This is a genomic window from Kitasatospora sp. NPDC048239 (genome assembly GCF_043202015.1).
Taxonomy (GTDB): Bacteria; Actinomycetota; Actinomycetes; order Streptomycetales; family Streptomycetaceae; genus Kitasatospora.
This window is the reverse complement of the sequence record NZ_JBICZP010000004.1, coordinates 130,655-151,415: the sequence shown is the minus strand read 5'-3', so window position 1 is coordinate 151,415 and position 20,761 is coordinate 130,655. Positions and strand designations below refer to the sequence as shown.

Annotated in this window: 17 protein-coding genes; 4 read left to right on the top strand and 13 right to left on the bottom strand. The window is 74.3% G+C overall.

Features of this window, described 5'->3' with window-relative positions:
- Nucleotides 1–25: 25 nt before the first annotated feature.
- The 4 genes from ACGFZP_RS11985 to ACGFZP_RS11970 form a co-directional block, all read right to left on the bottom strand.
- Entirely contained in the window at nucleotides 26–1,390 is a 1,365-nt protein-coding gene (locus tag ACGFZP_RS11985) for a S8 family serine peptidase (protein ID WP_392931256.1), read from the bottom strand.
- Between the two features lie 196 nt (nucleotides 1,391–1,586).
- A complete protein-coding gene (locus tag ACGFZP_RS11980; protein ID WP_392931254.1) occupies nucleotides 1,587–2,345 on the bottom strand; it encodes a beta-ketoacyl-ACP reductase in 759 nt (252 codons plus the stop codon).
- Nucleotides 2,346–2,364: 19 nt separating this feature from the next.
- Complete coding sequence (locus tag ACGFZP_RS11975; RefSeq protein WP_392931252.1) at nucleotides 2,365–3,552, bottom strand: thiolase family protein; 1,188 nt, start codon at nucleotides 3,550–3,552, stop codon at nucleotides 2,365–2,367.
- 31 nt (nucleotides 3,553–3,583) lie between these two features.
- On the bottom strand, nucleotides 3,584–4,732 hold the full coding sequence (locus tag ACGFZP_RS11970; protein WP_392931250.1) for an acyl-CoA dehydrogenase family protein: 1,149 nt from the start codon (nucleotides 4,730–4,732) through the stop codon (nucleotides 3,584–3,586).
- Between the two features lie 122 nt (nucleotides 4,733–4,854).
- Between ACGFZP_RS11970 and ACGFZP_RS11965 the strand changes: the two genes are divergently transcribed.
- Entirely contained in the window at nucleotides 4,855–5,553 is a 699-nt protein-coding gene (locus ACGFZP_RS11965) for a TetR/AcrR family transcriptional regulator C-terminal domain-containing protein (RefSeq protein ID WP_392931248.1), read from the top strand.
- Here ACGFZP_RS11965 and ACGFZP_RS11960 read toward each other — a convergent pair.
- The 7 genes from ACGFZP_RS11960 to ACGFZP_RS11930 form a co-directional block, all read right to left on the bottom strand.
- Complete coding sequence (locus tag ACGFZP_RS11960) at nucleotides 5,496–6,710, bottom strand: nitric oxide synthase oxygenase (protein WP_392931246.1); 1,215 nt, start codon at nucleotides 6,708–6,710, stop codon at nucleotides 5,496–5,498. The two genes, ACGFZP_RS11965 and ACGFZP_RS11960, sit on opposite strands and share 58 nt — an antisense overlap.
- A gap of 130 nt (nucleotides 6,711–6,840) precedes the next feature.
- Nucleotides 6,841–8,271 (bottom strand): sugar porter family MFS transporter, encoded by a 1,431-nt coding sequence (locus ACGFZP_RS11955; protein WP_392931244.1) that lies wholly within the window; start codon nucleotides 8,269–8,271, stop codon nucleotides 6,841–6,843.
- A gap of 118 nt (nucleotides 8,272–8,389) precedes the next feature.
- Nucleotides 8,390–9,361 (bottom strand): L-histidine N(alpha)-methyltransferase, encoded by a 972-nt coding sequence (egtD, locus tag ACGFZP_RS11950; protein ID WP_392931242.1) that lies wholly within the window; start codon nucleotides 9,359–9,361, stop codon nucleotides 8,390–8,392.
- Between the two features lie 56 nt (nucleotides 9,362–9,417).
- Nucleotides 9,418–10,155, bottom strand: a complete 738-nt coding sequence (egtC, locus tag ACGFZP_RS11945) for an ergothioneine biosynthesis protein EgtC (protein ID WP_392931240.1) — start codon at nucleotides 10,153–10,155, stop codon at nucleotides 9,418–9,420.
- Nucleotides 10,155–11,594 carry an ergothioneine biosynthesis protein EgtB gene (gene egtB / locus ACGFZP_RS11940; protein WP_392931239.1) on the bottom strand — a complete coding sequence of 480 codons (1,440 nt, stop codon included), beginning with the start codon at nucleotides 11,592–11,594 and terminating at the stop codon, nucleotides 10,155–10,157. The genes egtC and egtB overlap by 1 nt, the downstream gene beginning before the upstream one ends.
- Entirely contained in the window at nucleotides 11,591–12,943 is a 1,353-nt protein-coding gene (gene egtA, locus ACGFZP_RS11935; protein ID WP_392931237.1) for an ergothioneine biosynthesis glutamate--cysteine ligase EgtA, read from the bottom strand. The genes egtB and egtA overlap by 4 nt, the downstream gene beginning before the upstream one ends.
- Nucleotides 12,944–13,120: 177 nt before the next feature.
- Nucleotides 13,121–14,272, bottom strand: a complete 1,152-nt coding sequence (locus ACGFZP_RS11930) for an aminotransferase class I/II-fold pyridoxal phosphate-dependent enzyme (protein ID WP_392931235.1) — start codon at nucleotides 14,270–14,272, stop codon at nucleotides 13,121–13,123.
- 268 nt (nucleotides 14,273–14,540) lie between these two features.
- On the opposite strand from ACGFZP_RS11930, the gene ACGFZP_RS11925 reads away from it, so the two are divergent.
- Complete coding sequence (locus tag ACGFZP_RS11925; RefSeq protein WP_392931234.1) at nucleotides 14,541–15,173, top strand: antibiotic biosynthesis monooxygenase; 633 nt, start codon at nucleotides 14,541–14,543, stop codon at nucleotides 15,171–15,173.
- 69 nt (nucleotides 15,174–15,242) lie between these two features.
- Here the strand turns inward: ACGFZP_RS11925 and ACGFZP_RS11920 are convergent, their stop codons facing one another.
- Nucleotides 15,243–15,686 carry an SRPBCC family protein gene (locus ACGFZP_RS11920; protein WP_392931232.1) on the bottom strand — a complete coding sequence of 148 codons (444 nt, stop codon included), beginning with the start codon at nucleotides 15,684–15,686 and terminating at the stop codon, nucleotides 15,243–15,245.
- A gap of 9 nt (nucleotides 15,687–15,695) precedes the next feature.
- Nucleotides 15,696–17,477 carry a glycoside hydrolase family 15 protein gene (locus ACGFZP_RS11915; RefSeq protein ID WP_392931230.1) on the bottom strand — a complete coding sequence of 594 codons (1,782 nt, stop codon included), beginning with the start codon at nucleotides 17,475–17,477 and terminating at the stop codon, nucleotides 15,696–15,698.
- A 184-nt stretch (nucleotides 17,478–17,661) separates the two neighbouring features.
- On the opposite strand from ACGFZP_RS11915, the gene ACGFZP_RS11910 reads away from it, so the two are divergent.
- Together ACGFZP_RS11910 and ACGFZP_RS11905 are read left to right on the top strand one after the other, a co-directional pair.
- Nucleotides 17,662–18,468: an SAM-dependent methyltransferase gene (locus ACGFZP_RS11910; RefSeq protein WP_392931229.1), complete on the top strand. Its 807-nt coding sequence runs from the start codon at nucleotides 17,662–17,664 to the stop codon at nucleotides 18,466–18,468.
- Nucleotides 18,465–20,579 (top strand): putative bifunctional diguanylate cyclase/phosphodiesterase, encoded by a 2,115-nt coding sequence (locus tag ACGFZP_RS11905; RefSeq protein WP_392931227.1) that lies wholly within the window; start codon nucleotides 18,465–18,467, stop codon nucleotides 20,577–20,579. The genes ACGFZP_RS11910 and ACGFZP_RS11905 overlap by 4 nt, the downstream gene beginning before the upstream one ends.
- The last annotated feature ends 182 nt before the right edge of the window (nucleotides 20,580–20,761 follow it).

Here is a 20,761-nt window from a genome sequence, read left to right as displayed (position 1 = left end):
TTCCTGCTCCTCACCTCAACCCGTGCTACCGCCCCGCCACCGCGTGGACGAAGCGGGCGCCGTCGATGGTGCCGAGGCCGCTGGCGAGGTCGTAGCCCTTGCCGGCCTGGTAGCCGGTCACGGTGTCCCAGGAGTTGTCACCGGTGGTCACGTCGACCAGGCCGCTCCACTGCGAGGGCAGCAGGTTCAGCCCGTAGAGGCGCCAGTTGAGCTGGCCGAGGCGGTGGCCGGCGAGCTGGTCGGCGAGCGCGACGACGCCGGAGAAGATCGGGGTCGCCTCGCTGGTGCCGCCGGTGATGTGCCACCCGGCGGAGGTCGGGTCGTAGGACTCGTACGTCCAGGCGCCGCCGTCGACCGCCGCGCTCATGCTGATGTCGGGCGTGCCGCGGTGGTCGCCCGTGGCGGAGGCGACGCCCGCCTGGTACCAGGGGCGCTCGAAGACGCCGGAGACCCCGCCGCCGCCGGCGCCGTACTTGTCGTGCCAGACCTTGTCGGGCGCGGTCCGCCGGCCCGCGTCGTCCAGGCTGAGCTGGGTGCCGCCGATGGAGGTGACCAGCGGGTCGGAGGAGGGCCAGGAGTTGACCTTGTACGGGTACAGGTCCTCGCCGTTGGCCTGCGAGTCGGTGGCCCCCGCGTCGCCGGAGGCGGCCAGCACGGTGACGTCGTGGGCGGCGGCCTCCTTGAAGGCGTAGCGCAGGTCGGTGAGCGACTTGAAGTCGCCCTTGTCGAAGCCGGGGAAGGTGTTCTCGGTGGCCCCGAAGCTCTGCGAGATGACGTCGGCGCGCCCGGCCTTGATGAGGGCCTTCTCGGCGTCCATCATCTCGGGCAGGCCGGTGGTGCCCTCGGTCTCGGCGACGCCCGTCTCGACCAGGATGATGTGGGCGTCGGGGGCGATGGCGTGGGCGTACTCGACGTCGAGGGTGGTCTCGCCGGCCCAGCCGGTGTGGTCGGGGTTGGTGGGGTCGAAGACGGGGACGTCGCCCCACTTGACCACCTCGACCTGGGTGTCCGGGATGCCCCACTGCTTGTCGAAGGTCTCCAGGTCGTGCTGGATGGTCGGCGAGCCGAAGGAGTCGACGATGACGATCGTGCGGCCCTTGCCGGTGATGCCCTCCTTGTAGAGCGGGTCCAGGTTGTAGGCGGTCCGGTACTGGAGCGGCGAGTAGCAGTGGATGCCGATCTCGCCGACGCACTGCGAGGTGGGCAGTGGCGCGGTCCGCCCGATGGCGCTGACGTGGCCGCTGGAGGCGGGGCGGACGTGGACGGCGGCCGCGGGCTGCGCGGTGGCGGAGGCGGTGCCGACGACGGGCACGGCGACGGTGCCGGCCGTCAGGGCGGTGGCCCCGGCGGCGAGCAGGGTCAGGGCGCGGAGGGGCGCGGAGCTGCCCATGGGACTCCTTGGGACGCAGGGCCCGACCTGGTCAGGTCGGGTGGTCCGGCCATCCCATCGAGTGCCGCATGATCATGCCATAGTCATTTGGTACCGCCGGCATGGTCATGCCTGGCCACGGGAAAAGGTAAAGGCCGGCCCAGGCGAAGGTAACCCTCCACCTGGGCCGATGGTCTGACGAAACGTCAGTCGTGTTTCAGCGCGCCCCACCGTTGACGTACAGGGTCTGCCCGCTGACGTACGAGGCGTCCTCGCTGGCCAGGAAGACCACGACGGAGGCGATCTCCTCCGGCTGGCCCACCCGCCGCAGCGGCGTCCGGGCGGCGACCTCCGTCTGGTGGTCCTCCGCCGTGGCGCCGACCCGCTCGGCCGTGGCGGCCGTCATGGGGGTGGCGATGTACCCGGGGGCGACGGCGTTGACGTTGATGTTGAACGGGCCCAGCTCGATCGCCAGAGTGGCGGTCAGCCCCTGGATGCCGGCCTTCGCGGCGGCGTAGTTGGCCTGGCCCCGGTTGCCGAGGGCCGAGCGCGAGCTGAGCGAGACGATCTTGCCGTACTTCTGCGCCACCATGTACTTCTGCGCGACGTGGCTGCAGTTGTAGGCGCTGGTCAGGTTGACCGTCAGCACCGTGTCCCAGTCGGACTTCGGCATCTTGAAGAAGAGGTTGTCCCGGGTGATCCCGGCGTTGTTCACCAGGACGTGCACCCCGCCGAGGTCGCGGGCGACCTCGGCGAAGACCGCCTCCACCGCGTCGTAGTCGGCCACGTCGCAGCCGTACGCGCGGGCGGTCCCGCCCTTGGCGGTGATCTCCTCGACCGTCCCGGCGGCCCGCTCGGCGGTCAGGTCGACCACCGCGACGGCCGCACCCTCCTGCGCCAGCAGCCGCGCGGTGGCCGCGCCGATGCCCTGCGCCGCACCGGTGACGACGGCGACCTTGCCTGAAAAACGAGTCACAGCAGCTCCTTGGAGGGGATCAGACGTTCTCGACGAGGACGGCGGTGCCCTGCCCGACGCCCACGCACATGGTGGCCAGCCCGCGCCGGCCGCCGGTACGGCGCATCCGGTGCAGCAGGGTGGTGAGGATCCGGGCGCCGGAGCCGCCCAGCGGGTGGCCCAGGGCGATCGCCCCGCCGGTCGGGTTGACCAGGTCGGGGTCGATCCCGAGCTGGTCGACGGCGGCGAGCACCTGGGCGGCGAAGGCCTCGTTGAGCTCGGCCTCCGCCAGGTCGGAGAGCGACCAGCCGGCCCGGCCCAGCGCCTTGCGGGTGGCCGGGACGGGGCCGATGCCCATCACGTCCGGGTGCACCCCGGCCGAGGCGCCCGCGACGTACCGGCCGAGCGGCTGGAGCCCGAGGTCGCCCAGCGCCTCCTCGCTGACCAGCACCAGGCCGGCCGCGCCGTCGTTCATCGGGGAGGCGTTGCCCGCCGTCACGGTGCCGCCCTGCCGGAACGCCGGCTTCAGCCGGGCCAGCTTCTCCAGGCTGGAGTCCTCGCGGATGCCCTCGTCCTGGCGGACCGTCACGCCGTCGGGCCGCTCGACCGGGATCAGCTCGGCGTCGAAGAGACCGTCCTTGCGGGCGGCCGCGGCCAGCTGGTGGCTGCGCAGCGCGAAGGCGTCCTGGCGCTCGCGGCCGATGCCGTACCGGGTGGCGACCTCCTCGGCGGTCTCGCCCATGGCGAGTACGCCGTGCAGCTCGGCCATCCGGGGGTTGGTGAGCCGCCAGCCGAGCCGGGTGTCGTACGTCTCGATCCGGTGCGGCAGCGCCTCGTCGGGGCGGGGGAGGATGAACGGCGCGCGGGTCATCGACTCGCAGCCGCCGGCCAGGACGACGTCGGCCTCGCCCGAGCCGATCGCCCGGGCGGCCATGGTGACGGCCTCCAGCCCGGAGGCGCAGAGGCGGTTGACGGTGGCGCCGGGCACGGTGTCGGGCAGGCCCGCGAGCAGCACGGCCATCCGGGCGGCGTTGCGGTTGTCCTCGCCGGCCTGGTTGGCGGCGCCCCAGTAGACGTCGTCGATCCGGGCGGGGTCGAGGGTGGGCAGGTCGGCGACCAGGGCGCGCAGCACGGTGGCCGAGAGGTCGTCCGGGCGGACCGTGGCGAGCGCTCCGCGCAGCCGGCCGATGGGTGTGCGGCGGGCTGCGGCGAAGTAGACAGGACGCACGTCGTCGGGCTCCTTATCCGATGAGGGGCGGTCAGAAGGCGTTGACGCCGGTGAGCGAACGCCCGATGAGCAGTTTGTGGATCTGGCTGGTGCCCTCGTAGAGGGTCATCACCCGCGCGTCGCGCAGGTACTTGCCGACCGGGTACTCGTCGATGAAGCCGTAGCCGCCGAACACCTGGAGCGCGTTGTTGGCGGCCCGCACGGCGGCCTCGCTCGCGAAGAGCTTGGCCACCGAGGACTCGGTGGCGAACGGCAGGCCGCGCTCGATGTGGTCGGCGACCCGCCAGGTGAGCAGCCGGGCGGCCTCGACGTCGACCGCGATGTCGGAGAGCAGCTCCTGCACCAGCTGGTGCGAGGCGATCGGCCGGCCGAACTGCTCGCGCTCGCCCGCGTAGCGGACGGCGGCCTCCAGACAGGCCCGGGCGATCCCGACGCAGCCCGCGGCGACCGACATCCGGCCCTTGGCGAGCGCCGCCATCGCGACGCCGAAGCCCTTGCCCTCGGGGCCGAGCCGGGCGGAGTCGGGCACCCGGACGCCGTCGAAGGCGAGCTCGGCGGTGGCCTGGCCGCGCAGGCCGAGCTTGCCGTGGATCTCCGTCCGGGTGAAGCCGGGCAGGTCGGTGGGGACGAGGAAGGCGGTGATGCCCCGGTGGCCCTCCTCCCCGGTCCGGGCGAAGACCAGGGCGACGTCGGCCCACGTCCCGTTGGTGATGAACATCTTGGCGCCGCTGATCAGCCAGTCCGCGCCGTCCCGGACCGCCCGGGTGGTGAGGTTGGCGGCGTCCGAGCCGGTGCCGGGCTCGGTGAGCGCGAAGCAGCCGAGCGCCTCGCCGGAGGTGAGCCGGGGCAGCCAGTGGCGCTTCTGCTCCTCGCTGCCGTAGGCGTTGACGGACTTGGCGACCAGGCCGAGCGAGACCGAGACGATGCCGCGCACGGCGGAGTCGCCCCGGCCCAGCTCCTCCAGGACCAGGCAGTACGCGAGGTGGTCGCCGCCGCTGCCGCCGTACTCCTCGGGGATGGTCAGGCCGAGGAAGCCCACCTTGCCGAGCTTGCCGACGATCGCGCGGTCGACGGACTCGGCGCGGTCCCAGGCGGCGGCGTGGGGCGCGATCTCGCGGTCGGTGAACCCCGCCGCGAGCTCGCGGACGGCGGCCTGTTCTTCGGACAGCTCCAGATCCATGGCGGCCTCGATTAAACTAGCGCTGCAAGTTTTACCGGGACTGTAGCGCCGACCGGGCCGCACTGGGAAGAGGCGCCTGCCAGAATCGGTCCACACCCCACTCGACCGGAGGAACCGCGACGATGGCCCGCCCGCGCACCCCCCTGCTCAGCCGCGAGCGCATCGTCACGGCCGCTCTGCAACTCGTCGACGCCGAGGGCCTGGACGCCCTCTCCACCCGCCGGCTCGCCACCGGGCTCTCGGTCAGCGGGCCCTCCCTCTACAACCACTTCGCCACCAAGGACGAGCTGCTGGACGCCGTGGTGGACAGCGTGATGGGCGAGGTCGACCTGTCGATGTTCGCGGACGCCGCCGCACCCTGGCCGCAGGCCCTGCGCGACTGGGCCCGCTCCTACCGCGCCGCGCTGGCCGCCCACCCCAACATCGTCCCGGTGCTCGCCCAGGGCCCCGGGCGGCGGCCGAACGCGCTGCGCCTGGCGGACGCCGTCTTCGGCTGCCTCGTCGAGGCCGGCTGGCCGCGCGGGCAGGCCACCCGGATCGGCGCGCTGATGCGGTACTTCGTCACCGGCTCGGCGCTCGCCTCGTTCGCCGCGGGCTTCCCCGAGGACGCCGGGCTCTACGACGCCGCCGACTACCCGCACCTCGGCGAGGCGCACCGGCTGGCCGAGCACCGCGGCGCGATCGACGAGGGCGCCTTCGAGACCGGGCTGGAGGCGCTCCTCGACGGCCTCGCCCTACGCTACGAACGCACCGTCCCCGGGGCTCACCAGGGCGAGCGGGCCGTGAAGGCCGGCCGCAGCGAAGGGTCCACCGGGTCGTAGTACCGGTGGTAGACGGGGGTGAGCCCGCCGGAGACCGGGGGCACGATCCAGCTCCAGTCGGCGGGGGTGTCCCGGCCGAGCCGCTTCTCCTGGGCCACGTGCCGCAGGAACCGCTCCGACTCGGTGTGGTGGTCGGCCATGGTCACCCCGGCCTCCTGGAAGGAATGCAGCACCGCCACGTTCAGCTCCACCAGCGCCCGGTCCCGCCAGAGCGTGCGGTCGCTGGAGGTGTCCAGGCCGAGCCGCTCGGCGACCTCCGCCAGCATGTCGTAGCGGTCGGCGTCGGCGAGGTTGCGGGCGCCGATCTCGGTGCCCATGTACCAGCCGTTGAACGGTGCGGTGGGGTAGTGCACCCCGCCGATCTCCAGCGTCATGTCGCTGATCGCCGGCACCGCGTACCAGCGCAGCCCCAGCCGGGCGAACCAGGGGTGGTCGGGGTGGGTCAGCTCGACCTCCAGCGTGGTGTCGTCCGGCAGCTCGTACCACTGCGGCCGGGCCCCCGGGCGCTCCTGGACCAGCAGCGGCAGCACCTCGAACCGCTCCTCGCCGCACTTCCACCCGAGGTCCCGGGAGCGGGCGGCCAGTGCGGCGCCAGCCGGGTCCCCGACGAAGCCGCCCTCGACGGGGTGTCCGGCGTAGCGGACGAGCTGCTGGTTGAGGATGCGGGCGGCCGGGCGGCCCGGCCGGTCGGGGGCGAACACCGACACCACCGGGCGGATCCGGCCGTCGTTGCCGGCCAGCCGCAGGTGCTCGAAGCACTCGGCGGCGATGTCGTCGGCTGCGCTCAGGTGCCGCAGGTCGCGCACCACCAGGCTGCGCCAGTACAGCCGGCCGATGCAGCGGGCCGCGTTGCGCCAGGCGAGCTTGGCGCCGTACCCGAGCTCGGCGGCCGTGTGCGCGTAGGTGCCGGTGCGGTCGATCTCGTCGAGCACCGCGCGCACCCGCTCGACCGGGTCCCCGGCGGCGGGCTGCTCGCGGTGGAACTGCCGGATGAAGCTGGCGGCCTCGTCGGGGTCGGTGAAGTGCTCGGCCCGGGGCGGCGGTTCGGGCAGCAGCGGCGCCTCGGGAACGGTGTGCGCGTGGGCGTACGGGCAGCCGCCGGCCGGAGCCGCCGCGGGTCTGCGCGGGCCGCGGGTACGAAGCCGATTGAAGATCAAGGACACATCCCTCCTGGCGAACAGGAGTACCGGATGTGCGTGCCCCGGCGCAGGGAGTGAGCGAATCGGCCCCCACACCGCGCGGATGGCGCTAGGGTGCGGGGGCCGGTCAGCCGGTCAGACCGTCGGATCAGCCCATGTCCTCCAGGCGGACGCCCTTGGTCTCCTTCATGAAGCGGGCCACGAAGACGATCGACAGGGCCGCGAAGGCGGCGTAGACCAGGTAGGTCGCCGACAGGTTCCAGCGCGACAGCGACGGGAACGAGACGGTGATCGCCCAGTTGGCGAGCCACTGCGCGGAGGCCGCGACGGACAGTGCGGCGGCCCGGATCCGGTTGGGGAACATCTCGCCGAGCATCACCCAGACCACCACGCCCCAGGACATCGCGAAGAACAGCACGAAGGCGTTGGCGGCGATCAGCGCGACGGTGCCCTGCAGGTCGGGCAGCACGACGTTGTCGCCGCTGCCGGTGGCCGAGGAGAACGCCCAGCCGCAGGCGCCGAGCGCCACGGCCATGCCGGCCGAGCCGATCAGCGCGAGCGGCTTGCGGCCGATCCGGTCGACCAGCAGGATCGCGACCACGGTGCCGAGGATGTTGATGACCGAGCCGATGAAGCTGATCAGCAGCGAGTCGCCCTGGTCGATGCCGACCGACTGCCAGAGGATCGACGAGTAGTAGAAGATCACGTTGATGCCGACGAGTTGCTGGAAGACCGAGAGGCCGATGCCGACCCAGACGATCGGCAGCAGGCCGAACCGGCCGCCCAGCAGGTCGCGGAAGCGCGGGCGGTGGTCGGAGGCGATCAGGCCCTGGATCTCGGCGATCCGGGCGTCGGTGTCGCAGCCCGTGCCCTCGACCTCGCCCAGCACGGTGCGGGCCTCGTCCAGGCGGCCGGCCGCGATCAGGTAGCGCGGGGACTCGGGGATCATCGAGGACAGCACGAAGTAGACGGCGGCCGGCACGACGCAGATGCCGAGCATCCACTGCCAGGCCTCCAGGCCGAGCAGCCGCCCGCGGGTGTCGCCGCCGGCGGCGTCCGCCAGCACCCAGTTGACCAGCTGGGATATCGCGATGCCGAGCACGATCGCGGCCTGCTGGAAGGAGGCCAGGCGGCCGCGGTACCTGGTCGGGGCGACCTCGGCGATGTAGGTCGGGGCGATCACCGAGGCGATGCCGATGGCCGCTCCGCCGAGGACCCGCCAGAGGGCGAGGTCCCAGGCGGAGAACGGCAGCATCGAGCCGACCGCGCTCACCGCGAAGAGCAGCGCGCCCGCCTTCATCACCTTGATGCGGCCGTACCGGTCGGCGAACCGGCCGGCCAGTGCGGCGCCGACCGCGGAGCCCAGCAGGGCGGAGGACACGATCAGCCCGGTCACGCCGTCCCCGACGGCGAACCGCTCCTGGATGCCGGAGACCGCGCCGTTGATCACGGAGCTGTCGTAGCCGAACAGGAAGCCGCCGAGGGCCGCGGCGGCGGTGATGAAGACGACGAAGCCGAGGCGGTCGGAGGGCCGGGCCTCCGCCGCCGCGAGCTCCGAGGGCTGCTTGGTGACGCTCACGAGATTGACTCCTGGTACTCAACGCTGAGCTTGGTAGCCGCGATCGTAACCCGTCAATGTTCAAGTGTTGTACGTGGGATGCCCGGCAAGTCCCTTTGTCTATTAGTAAAGTGAACTATCAAATGGGTCGGGCCAGCGACAGTCCGAACCGTCCCTCGTCGTCCGTCCACCAGTGGGCGAGCCGCAGGCCGGCCGCGGCCAGCTCCTCGGCGACCCGCTCCCGGCGGAACTTCGCGGAGACCTCGGTGCGCAGCTCCTCGTCCTTCTCGAAGTGGACCGGCAGGTCCAGGGCCGGGATCTTGACGGTCTGGGTGCGCAGCGAGCGCAGCCGCATCTCGATCCACTCGTGCTCGGCGTCCCAGCGCGCCACGTGCGCGAACGCCTCCGGGTCGAAGTCGGCGGCCAGCTCCCGGTTGAGCACGTTGAGCACGTTGCGGTTGAACTCGGCCGTCACCCCGGCGGCGTCGTCGTAGGCCGCGACCAGGACGTCCGGATCCTTCACCAGGTCGGTGCCGAGCAGCAGGAAGTCGCCCCGGTCGAGGGTGGCGCGCAGGCCGCGCAGGAAGGCCGCCCGCTCGGCGGGCAGCAGGTTGCCGAGGGTGCCGCCGAGGAAGGCGACCAGCCGTGGGCCGCCGTCCGGGGGCAGGGCGAGCCGGGCGGTGAAGTCGGCCAGCACGGCGTGCACGGACAGCCCGGGGTAGTCGGCGGCCAGTGCCTCGCCGGCGGCGGCCAGCGCGCTCTCGCTGACGTCCACCGGGACGTAGCTGTCCAGCGTCCCGAGGCCGCGCAGCGCGCTCAGCAGCAGCCTGGTCTTCTCGGAGGAGCCCGAGCCCAGCTCCACCAGGGTGCGGGCCCGGGTGACGGCGGCGACCTCGTCGGCCCGGGCGGTCAGGATGGCCCGCTCGGCGCGGGTCGGGTAGTACTCGGGCAGCCGGGTGATCTCCTCGAACAGCTCGCTGCCCCGCGCGTCGTAGAACCACTTCGGCGGCAGCCACTTGGGTTCGGAGGTCAGACCGTGCTGCACGTCGTGCCGCAGGGCGGTGCTGAAGTGGTCGGCGGGCAGCAGGCGGATGAGATCGAAGGTGCTCATGACAGGTGAGTCCTCTATTCACAAGGTGAAGGATGGTGGAGGTGCGGACGGGTCGCTCAGAGCGGCCGGACGGTGATCCCGTCCGGTCCGGCCAGCAGCAGCGAGCGGTCCGGAACGGCCGTCCAGGCCGGGTCGTCGTCGAACGGCTCGGAGGCGACCAGGACCGCGCCGTCCGGCAGGGTCCGGTGGTGCAGGGTGTCGCCCCAGGCCGTGGCGGCGAGCGTGCGGCCGTCGGTGAGCAGCAGGTTGAGCCGGCCGGTGGTGTGCGCGGCGGTGTCCGCGACGGCGCCGGCCAGTGCCTCGCCGAGGCCGGCTCCGGCCCGCAGGCGGTGCAGGGCCAGGCCCCAGAGCAGCGCCGAGTCGGTCCGGGCCTCCAGGGCGAGGAGTTCGGCGGGCGGCAGCAGCGCGGCGAGCGCGTCCAGCTTGGCCGGCCAGCCGTCGACCGCGCCGTTGTGGCTGAACAGCCAGCGCCCGGCGGCGAACGGCGCGGCCGCCGTCTCCCCGGCCGCGCAGCCCTCGGTGGCGGAGCGGACGGCCGCCAGCAGCGCCCGGGTGCGGATCACCCGGGCGAGGTCGGCGAAGGAGGCGTCCGCCCAGATCGGCCCGGCCCGCCGGTAGCGGGCGGGCACCTCGTCCCCGTCGGCGTACCAGCCGAGGCCGAAGCCGTCCGCGTTCACCGTGCCGTAGCGCTGGGTGCGCGGCGCCCAGGACTGCCGGTAGAGCCCGAACGGCGGCTCCACCAGCAGCTCCCGGGGCGTCACCGGGGCTCCCAGGTAGGCGAGGTGGCGGCACATCAGCCGGCCTCCGGGTCGGCCGCGGTGCGGAACCCGGCGAAGATCTGGCGCCGGACGGGGTAGTCCCAGTTGCGGAAGGTGCCCCGACAGGCGACCGGTGCCACCGCGAAGCAGCCGCCGCGCAGCACCTTGTACTCCGGGCCGAAGAACACCTCCGAGTACTCCCGGTACGGCCAGGCCCGGAAGCCCGGGTACGGACGGAAGTCGCTGGCCGTCCACTCCCAGACGTCGCCCATCAACTGCCGCACGCCGTAGGGGGACTCGCCCGCCGGGTAGCTGCCGGCCGGGGCCGGGCGCAGATGCCGCTGGCCCAGGTTGGCGTGTTCGGCCGCGGGCGGCCGGTCGCCCCAGGGGTAGCGGCGGGAGCGGTCGGCGGCCGGGTCGTGCCGGGCGGCCTTCTCCCACTCCGCCTCGGTCGGCAGCCGCCGCCCGGCCCACCGGGCGTAGGCGTCCGCCTCGTACCAGCTGACGTGCAGCACGGGCTCGTCCTCGGGCACCGGCTCCAGCAGGCCGAACCGGCGGCGCAGCCAGCCGCCGCCCTCGCGGCGCCAGAACAGCGGGGCGCTCAGCCCGGCCTGCAGGCGGTGCTGCCACCCCTCGGGCGCCCACCAGCGCGGGTCGTCGTAGCCGCCGTCGGCGATGAACCGCTGGTAGGCGCCGTTGGTGACGGGCGTGGTGTCCAGCCGGAAGGCCGGCAGCTCCACCCGGTGCGCGGGCCGCTCGTTGTCCAGCGCCCAGGGCTCGGTGTCGGTGCCCATGGTGAACGGCCCGGCGGGGACGAGCACCTCGGCGGGCAGCGCGGCCGCGTCCGCCGGGGCGGACGGCGGCGGGGGAGCGGCCAGGGCGGGCTCCCCCCGGCGCAGCTGGTGAGTGATCAGCATGGTCTCGTCGTGCTGCTGCTCGTGCTGGGCGATCATGCCGAAGGCGAACCCGGCGTCCAGCAGCGGCGCGCCCTCCAGGGGGCTGGCGGCGAGCAGGTCGAGGACCCGGCCGCGGACGTCGTGGGCGTAGGCGCGGGCCTCGCCCGGCGGCAGCAGCGGCAGGCTGGGCCGCTCGGCGCGCGGGTGCTCGAAGGCGTCGTAGAGCGGGTCGATCTCCGGGTGCAGCGGATCGCGGCCGCCGACGTTGCGCAGCAGCCAGAGCTCCTCCTGGTTGCCGATGTGCGCGAGGTCCCAGACCAGCGGCGACATCAGCGGGGAGTGCTGGGCGGTGAGGTCCGGGTCCTCGACGCAGTCGGTCAGCGCGGCGGTGCGGGCGCGGGCGGTCAGCAGCTCGGTGGCGATCGCCTCGCGCAGGGCCTCCCGCGAGAGGTTCTCCCAGGGCACGACGGCGGGCGGCGGGGTCTGCGCGGTCTGCGCGGTCTGCGGGGTCTTCGGGAGCGCTGCGGCGGGGCTCTGGGCGCCGGCGGGGGCGCCGGTCGGGCGGGCGTCGTCGATCATGGTGCGGCCTCCTCCGGAGGAGTGCGTCGGGTGCCGGAGCGCAGGGCGTCCAGCTGGTCGTCGCCGGGGCAGCGGCCTCGCGCGGGGTAGCGCTCGGCGAACTCGCCGACGGCGGTGCGCAGGCCGTCGGCGCCGGGCAGCCGGCCCAGTGCGGCGTCGGCGGCGGCGAAGCAGGCGAGCGCGGCGCGGCGCAGCGCCGGGTCCGCGGTGGCCAGCGTGGCGGCCCGGCGCCAGACGTCGTTGCGGGGCGGGCGCGGCCCGTCGGGGCGCTCCAGGGGCTCCAGGGCGGCCAGCGCGGCGTCGGCCGCGACCGGGTCGTCCAGCAGCGCGGTGACCAGGGCGGCGGGGACGATCCAGCCGTCACCGGGCTGGGCGTCGATCATCCGCAGCTCCAGGTGGCCGCGCGGGCGCACCGGCGGGAAGAGCGTGGTGCGGTGGTAGTCCAGGTCGGCCAGGGTGGGCGGGCGCTCGCCCGCGCCGCGCAGCCAGTCGCGGAAGGTCAGGCCGACCGGCGCCGTCCAGGGCAGGCCCTCGGGTCGGCGGATGCAGAGCACCTCGGCGTCGAGCACGTACCGGGCCCAGGCCTCGCGCGGGTCGCCGTGGTCCGGGTCCGGGGCGAGGGTGCGGGTCGGGTCCATCCGGGACCAGACGGTCTGCCGGGTGGACCGGTGGCCGGTCGGCCGGCCGTCCAGCAGCGGGGAGTTGGCGAAGGCGGCGACCAGGACCGGCCCCAGCGAGTGGACCAGCCGCCAGCGGCGGTCCATCGCGTGCGGGCCGCCCGCGGCGCCCGCGTCCAGGCAGACCTGGACGGAGGCGGTGCCGGTCATCATGATCCGGCCCCAGGGCCCGGCGGAGTTGAAGAATCGTTCCATCGCCAGATAGCGAGGGTGGTCCAGGACCATCTGACGGGGGCGGGCCAGCGGATCGGTGCCGGTGCCGGTGAGTCGCAGGCCCTGCGCCGCGAAGGCGGCCCGCAGGGCGGCGAGATCGCGCCGGGTGTCGTCGACGCAGGCGGTGAGGCTGGTGGCGGGCGGGGAGCTGAGCTCGACCTGGCCGCCGGGCTCCAGGGTCAGCAGCGACCCGGAGGGGAGCGATGCGCCGTCCGGGCCGCCGAGCGGCAGCGAATCCATCGCGGCGTGCAGCCGCTCCGGTAGGACGGGGCTGGTGGGACATCGGTCGTCGTGGACGAACCACTCGACCTCGACCCCGACCAGCCGGGGCGGCCCGATCTTGAAGCAGACGCCGGCCACATGGCTGCGGGCGGCGGACTCGGTCAGCGGGGTCACCCCGCTCGGGAGCGGTCCGGCACTCTGCCGGTCGGTCGGACTGGTCGGGCGAACGGGTATCACCGGACTCACCATCCTCGGGATCACGATTGCGGCCCGGTCTACCCTGCCCAGTCTGCTACGGACCATGCCAGGCCGCCCCGCAAACATCCTGTGAACGGGTATCCGCGCAGGTCAGGCATGGTGCGATCGGGTGAAATGGCGGCGCCGCCGCGGTCGGAGGGGGTGTCCGGGGGGGTGCTATCCGAGCCGCCGCAGGCGCTCGGACACCGTCTCCAGGACGGGGCCCGGCAGGGCGTAGTTCAGCCGCAGCGAGCCCTCCCCGCCGGGGCCGAAGCCCGCGCCGTCGGAGGCCTCCAGACCGCAGTGCGCCAGCAGCGCCGGGCCGGCGCCGACGGCCGGCAGGCCGAGCGCGACGGCGTCCACCCAGAGCAGGTACGAGGCCTCCGGCCGGGACCGGACGGCCGGGCCGAGCAGCCCGGTCAGCCGGTCCCGGGCGGCGGTGAGGTGGCGCAGCAGGGCGTCCAGCCACGGCCCGCCCTCGCGCAGCGCCGCCTGCTGCACCAGCTGCTCGACCAGGCCGCCCTCCCACAGGCCGTACCCGGCCATCAGCTCGGCGAGGCGCCCGCGCAGCGCCGGGTCGGGAACGAGCGCGAAGCAGCTGGGGATGCCGGAGCAGTTGAAGGTCTTGCCGACGGAGTTCAGCGTGACGGTGTGCGCCCGCAGCCCGCCCGCCGCCACCACCGCGACGGGGTGCCGGCGGCCGGGGTGGGTGAGGTCGCCGTGCACCTCGTCGGAGACCAGGACGGCCCCGGCGCCCGCCGCGGCCTCGGCCAGCGAGCGGATCTCCCGGGCGGTCCAGACCCGGCCGGAGGGGTTGTGCGGGTTGCTCAGCAGCACCGCCCCGACCCGGCGGCCGGCGAACGCCTCCAGCGGCAGCCGGTAGCCCGCCCCCTCCTGGACCAGGGCCTGTTCCTCGTACGGCAGCCCGGCGGCCCGGCAGAGCTGCCCGAACCCGCCCCACTCGGGTGTCGGGAACAGCACCGGCCCGGTCGGGCGCAGCGCCTCCAGCAGCAGCCGCAGCGCGGTCCGCGGCCCGAACGGCAGCAGCAGCACCCACTCCGGATCCACCGCGGCGCCGTGCCGTTCGAGGTACCAGCGGGCCACCAGCTCCCGGCCCGCAGGGTCGCAGGCCGTGTACCCGTACGCCCGGTGCGCGGCCCGCCGCGCCAGCGCCTCGGCCACGGCCGGCGGGCCGGGCAGGTCCATGTCCGCCAGCCCCATCGCGATCACCCCGCCGGCCCCGCCGCCGGCCCGGGCCCACTTGCTGCTGCCGGTGCCGGAGCGGTCGAAGGGGGCGTCGAAGCCGAACCCGTCCGGCGGTCGCGTCATGGCAGGGGCCTCCCGGTCGGCGGGCGGGCAGCGCGGGCTGCCACGGCGGGTCGTGTGGCCACGGTAGCCCCGGCCGCACGCGGGGGCGGCGGCTACGGACGATCCGCCGAAACCGGCGGGCCGGGGGCGGGGGAGTGCCGGACGATGGCCCGGTTCCGCCTGCGCCCGGCGCGGTCAGGGGCGCGCGGGCCGCTCCGCGCGCCGTACGCTGCGCTCTGCCGCACCAGCGGGGGCGGCTCGCAGGGCTGGCACCAGGGGAGTGGCGGGGATGGCAGGGACGACCAGGACGACAGCGGCAGGGACGTCGGCGCCGACGGGGACGGCCGGGCCCGGGGGCGCGGCGAACGGGCCGGGCGCGCAGGACGAGGTCACCCTCTTCGTGGCCCGCCGGGTGGAGCCCGGACACGAGGAGGCGTTCGAGCAGTGGGCGAAGGGCATCCTCGGCGCGGCCTCCGCCCACGAGGGCAACCTGGGCACCGGTCTGCTGCGCCCCGCCGGACCGGACGACCCCTGGCACCTGCTGCTGCACTTCCGGGACGCCGCCGCCTTCCGCTCCTGGCAGGACTCCCCGGCCCGGGCGGCCTGCTTCGCCAAGGCGGACGGCCACCACGTGGAGGTGCACCGGCACGAGATCCTCGGCATGGAGGGCTGGTTCGCCGCCACCCCGGGCGCGGACCGCCGCCGTCCGCCGGTGCGCTGGCGGATGGCGGTCGCCTCGACCATCGCGATCGCCCCGCTCACCATCACCGCGGGCCTGTTCCTCAACCCGTACCTGGCCGGCCTCCCGGTGGCCGTCCGCTCGCTGGTCACGGCCCCGCTGATCAGCGCCCTGATGACGTACGCGGCGCTGCCGGTGGTCACCCGCCTGCTGCGCGGCTGGCTCTTCGGCCCCCGTGACTGACCGTCCCCGTGACTGACCGCGCCCCCGGCGGGATCCGCCCCCCGGCGGGATCCGCGCCCCCGGGGCGGCTCAGCCCGCCAGGTACGCCCGCAGGCCGCGCCGCCCGCGCAGCATCATCACGGCGTGGTTGGCCCGGAACACCGGTCGGCCGGGGCGCGCGAGACGGCGCAGCAGCGGTTTGCCGGGGCGGGTCTCCTCCTCGAACAGCGCCCGGGTGCCGGCGCCGTCCGGGCCGATCGTCCAGCGCGACCAGCCGACCAGGTCGCCGTCCATGGCGACCTCCAGCACCCCGGCCGCCGGGTCGCGCCGCGCCGCCGTCAGCACGAGGACCAGCCGGTACGGCACCAGGGCCCGGATCACCACCTCCCCGGTGTCCGCGCCGGTCTGCCGCGCGGTGCGGATGTCCGGCCACCACAACGGGTAGCGCGGCACGTCCTCAAGTGCCGCGTACACGGCGTGCGGTGGCGCGTCGAGGAGCCAGGCGCCGCTGAACCGGTAGTGGTTGGGGTCCACGCCGGCAGCCTAGGCGGGCTCGGCCAGCGTGAAGGCGGTGTTGACCAACGCGACATGCGTGAACGCCTGCGGGGTGTTGCCGAGTTGGCGGCGGGCGCGCGGATCCCACTCCTCGGAGAGCAGCCCGAGGTCGTTGCCGAGCCCGACCACCCGGGCGAACAGCTCGCGCGCCTCGTCCGGCCGCCCGGTGGCGGCCAGCGCGTCGGCGAGCCAGAACGAGCAGGCCAGGAAGGCGCCCTCGCCGCCGGGCAGGCCGTCGGTGCGCTGGTGCGCCTGGTAGCGGCGGACCAGCCCGCCGTGGTCGAGGCCCTCGCGGACCGCGTCCACCGTGCGCACCACCCGCGGGTCGTCCGGCGGCAGGAAGCCGCTCTTGACGACGAACAGGGTGGCCGCGTCCAGCCCCTGGCCGCCGTAGTGCTGGACGAACACGCCGAGCCGCGGGTCGTAGCCGTGCGCGCAGACGTCGGCGTGCACGGCGTCCCGCATCGCCCGCCACCGGTCGACCGGCGCCGGCAGGCCGGTGGCCTCGGCCATCCGGATCGCCCGGTCGGCGGCGACCCAGGCCATCACCTTGGAGTGGACGAAGTGCCGGCGACCGCTGCGCACCTCCCACAGGCCCTCGTCGGGCTCCCGCCAGTGCTGTTCGAGGTAGGCCATCAGGGCCCGCAGCAGGCTCCAGACGTGTCGCTCCATCGGGATCCCGGCCAGCAGCGCGAGGTGCAGGGTGTCCACCACCTCGCCGTAGACGTCGAGTTGGAGCTGGTCGACGGCGGCGTTGCCGAACCGGACGGGCCGGGAGCCCTCGTAGCCGGGCAGCCAGTGCGCGACGGTCTCGCCGAGCACGCGCTCCCCGGCCACCCCGTACACGGTCTGCAGGTCGCGCGGGTCGCCGGCGATGGCACGCAGCAGCCAGTGGCGCCAGGCGGCGGCCTCCTCGCGGAATCCGCCGCGCAGCAGGGCGGAGAGCGTCATCGAGGAGTCGCGCAGCCAGCAGAACCGGTAGTCCCAGTTGCGCAGCCCGCCGATCCGCTCGGGCAGCGAGGCGGTGGGGGCGGCGACGATGCCGCCGGTGGGGGCGTAGGCGAGCGCCTTGAGGGTGATCAGCGAGCGCAGGACGGCGCCCTGCCACTCGCCGCGGTAGCGGCAGCCGGCCGCCCAGTGCTGCCAGTCGCGGACGGTGTCCAGCAGGGCCTGGTCGGGGTCGGTGCGCGGGGTGGTGGCCAGGTGGGAGGGCTGCCAGGTGAGGACGAACGGGACGCTGCACCCGGCGGTGGCGGTGAAGTCCGAGGCGGTGACCCCGTCGACCCCGTAGGTGTGGACGCCGTTCGGCACCCGCAGCCAGGCCGAGTCCGGCCCGGCGACGGCGACCCGGTGGCGGCCGGTGCGGCGCACCCAGGGGTCGATCCGGCCGTGGTTGAAGCGCAGCCGCAGTTCGCCGCGCATCGGGACGCTGCCGCTGAGCCCCTCGACGATCCGGATCAGCTGCGGGGCGCGCCGGCCGCCCTGGCCGCGCTGCGGCATGAAGTCGACGACCCGGACGGAGCCGGAGACGGTGTGCCACTCACTCTCCAGGACCAGGGTGTCGCCCCGGTAGCGGCGGGTCGAACAGTGGCCGGCGCCGACCGGGGCCAGCCGCCAGCCGCCGTGCCGCTGGTCGCCGAGCAGTCCGGCGAAGCAGCTGGGGGAGTCGAACCGGGGCAGGCACAGCCAGTCGACCGAACCGTCCCGTCCGACCAGGGCGGCGGTCTGCAGGTCACCGATGAGGGCGTAGTCCTCGATGCGTCCGGCCATCGGGTCCATTCTCCGGCCCGGAGGCCGCCCCGGCAGTGCGGGGGGTGCGGGCGGAAGGAGTGGGCGACTCCGCTTGCACGCGTTCGGCGTGCAGAGGAGGATCTTTTGTGCTTGTAGTCTCATCTGTCACAGCCGCCTCGTGAGTCGGCTGCACCCCCATAACCGGAGCGAAGGAGTCCCGAGGATGCGGCGAGCGAACTGGGTACCGGAGGGCACGGACCTGGACAAACCGAACGCCGCGCGGGTCTACGACTACTACCTCGGCGGGTCGCACAACTTCGAGGTGGACCGGGAGATGGCCCGCAAGGCGATCGCCCTGTGGCCGGAGCTGCCCCAGATCATGCGCTCCAACCGGGCGTTCCTGCGCCGCGCCGTGCAGTTCACCGCCGAACAGGGCATCACCCGCTTCCTGGACATCGGCTCCGGCATCCCCACCTTCGGCTCCGTGCACGAGATCGCCCGGGCGATCCGCCCCGAGGCCGAGGTGGTCTACATCGACCGCGACCCGGTGGCCGTCGCGCACAGCCGGCTGCTGCTGGAGGGCGACCGTCACAGCTGCGCCGTCCAGGCCGACCTGCGGGACATCGACGACCTGATGAGCCGCCCCGAGGTGACGGCGATGCTGGCGGCCGGCGAGCCGGTGGCGGTGCTGCTGGTCGCCGTCCTGCACTTCGTCAGCGACGCCGAGGACCCCTGGAAGCTGGTCGCGGTCCTGCGCGACGCGCTGCCGCCGGGCAGCGCGCTGGTCCTCTCGCACGCCTCCCTGGAGGGCCGCCCGGACCAGGCGGAGGACCACCAGAAGCTGTACCGGATGACGCCCACCCCGCTCACCATGCGCACCCACGAGCAGATCAGCGCGATGTTCGCCGGCTTCGAACTGGTCGAGCCCGGCGTCGTCTACCTGCCGCAGTGGCGCCCCGACCTGCCGGAGGCCGTCGGGCAGCACCCGGAGCGGATGACCGGGGTGGCGGGCGTGGGGTTCCGTCCGTGACCGGAACACCGGTTCCCAGCAGCGCCGAACGGTTCCACGAGGACTGGGCGCGGCTGCTCTCCGGTGACCACGGCACGGCGGTCCACCCCGGCCTGCTCGGCCGGCTGGTGTCCAGGACCGCCGCGCTGCTCCACCGCGCCCAGCAGGACGACCCCTTCGAGCCGCTGCTGGCCTCGCAGGCCGGCGCCGAGCTGGTCGAGGCGCACTTCACCGACCCGGTGGTGCTGGCCCGGGCGGTCGAGCTGCTCCAGGAGCAGCCGGCCGTGGACGGCCGCGGGCCCGCCCTGTGCGGCGCGTTCGCGGCCGGCTGGGCCGCCGCCCTGCGCGAGCGCACGCTGCGGGAGCAGGAGGCGATCCGCACCGCCGCCGACTCCGCCCGGCTGGACGCCGAGCGGGCCCTGCGCGTCTCCGAGGCCCGGTTCCGCGCCCTGTTCGAGAGCGCCGCGATCGGCATCGGCATCGGCGACACCGAGGGCAACATCCTGGCCGTCAACCGCGCCCTGCAGGAGCTGTTCGGGGCCGGCCCGGAGGACATGCGGGGCCGGCGCGTCGGCGACCTCGTCCACCCCGAGGACACCCCGGGCGTCTGGGAGGCGTACGAGGAGCTGATCAGCGGCAAGCGGGACTACTTCCAGTTCGACAAGCCGTACTACCGGCACGACGGCGAGGTGGTCTGGACGCACCTGACGGTCTCGCTGATCCGCGACGACGACGGCCGCCCGCAGTACCAGGTGGCGATGCTGGAGGACATCACCGACCGCTACCGGCTCCAGGAGCGGCTGCGCCACCAGGCCACCCACGACCCGCTGACCGGCCTGCCCAACCGCGCGGCCTTCTTCGAACGGTTGGAGAAGCTCTTCGAGGAACCCGACCCGGGCGCCCGGTTCGGGCTCTGCTACGTGGACCTCGACGGCTTCAAGGTGGTCAACGACAGCCTCGGCCACGACACCGGCGACCAGCTGCTCTCCGCCGTCGCCGCCCGGCTGAAGGCGGCGCTCACCCCGCTCGGACACCTGGTGGCCCGGCTCGGCGGCGACGAGTTCGTGGTGCTGCTGGAGAACTGCCGGGGCGAGCAGGAGGCCGTCGCCGCCGCCAAGACCGTCCTCAAGGCGCTGGCCGGGCCGGTCCTGATCGGCGACCACAAGCTGGCCGTCGGCGCCAGCGTGGGCGTCCTGGAACGCAGGGTCTCCACCACCACCCCCGGGGCCGCCGTCCGGGCCGCCGACCTGACGCTGTACCGCGCCAAGGAGGCCGGGCGCGGCCGCTGGACGCTGTTCGACCCCAAGGCCAACGCCCGCGCGGTCAGCCGCTACGCCGTCTCGGTGCGGATGCCCGCCGCCCTGGACCGGGGCGAGTTCTTCATCGACTACCAGCCGCTGTACGCGCTGGCCGACGGCCGGCTCGCCGCCGTCGAGGCGCTGGTGCGCTGGCGCCACCCGCAGCTCGGCGTGCTCGGTCCGGACGAGTTCGTCACCACCGCCGAGGAGACCGGCCTGATCATGCCGCTCGGCCGCTGGGTGCTGGAGCAGGCCTGCGGCCAGGCCGCCGACTGGGCCAAGCGGTTCGGCGCCGACGCACCGCAGCTCAACGTCAACCTGGCCGTCCGTCAGGCCCGCAGTGCCGCCCTGGTGGCCGACCTCGGGCGGATCCTCGACGAGACCGGACTGGACCCGGGCCTGCTCCAGCTGGAGATCACCGAGTCCACCGTGGTCGGCCCCGAGGACGAGGCGCTGCGCACCCTGCACGGGTTGGTCGGCCTCGGCGTCTCGCTCGCCGTGGACGACTTCGGCACCGGCTGGTCCAACCTCGCCTACCTGCGCGACCTGCCGGTCTCCGGACTGAAGATCGCCGGCTCCTTCGTCGGCGACCTGCACGACCCGGCCAAGGACGAGTCCACCGGCTGGCGGATCGTCAGCGGCCTGGTGTCGATGGCGCACGCGCTCAACCTGACCGTCACGGCCGAGGGGGTGGAGACCCGGCGGGACGCCGAGCGGCTGCGCACGATCGGCTGCGACTGGGCGCAGGGCTGGCACTTCGGCCGCCCGGTGCGGCCCGGCGAGATCGCCCGCCGGATCGCCGAGGAGCCGGAGGGCCGGCCGGTCCAGAGCTGAACCGGGCCGGGGCCGGCCGGTCCAGAGCTGAACCGGGCCGGGGCTGAACCGCTGCCCCGGCCCGGGCGGCGCCGACGCCGCGCCGACGTGGCGCCGACGCCGCTCCGGAGTCGCCCGGTCAGGATTTCGGCAAAAACGGAAAGTAACAGGACAAACCCCCTTGACGTGACGCCGGTCACCTG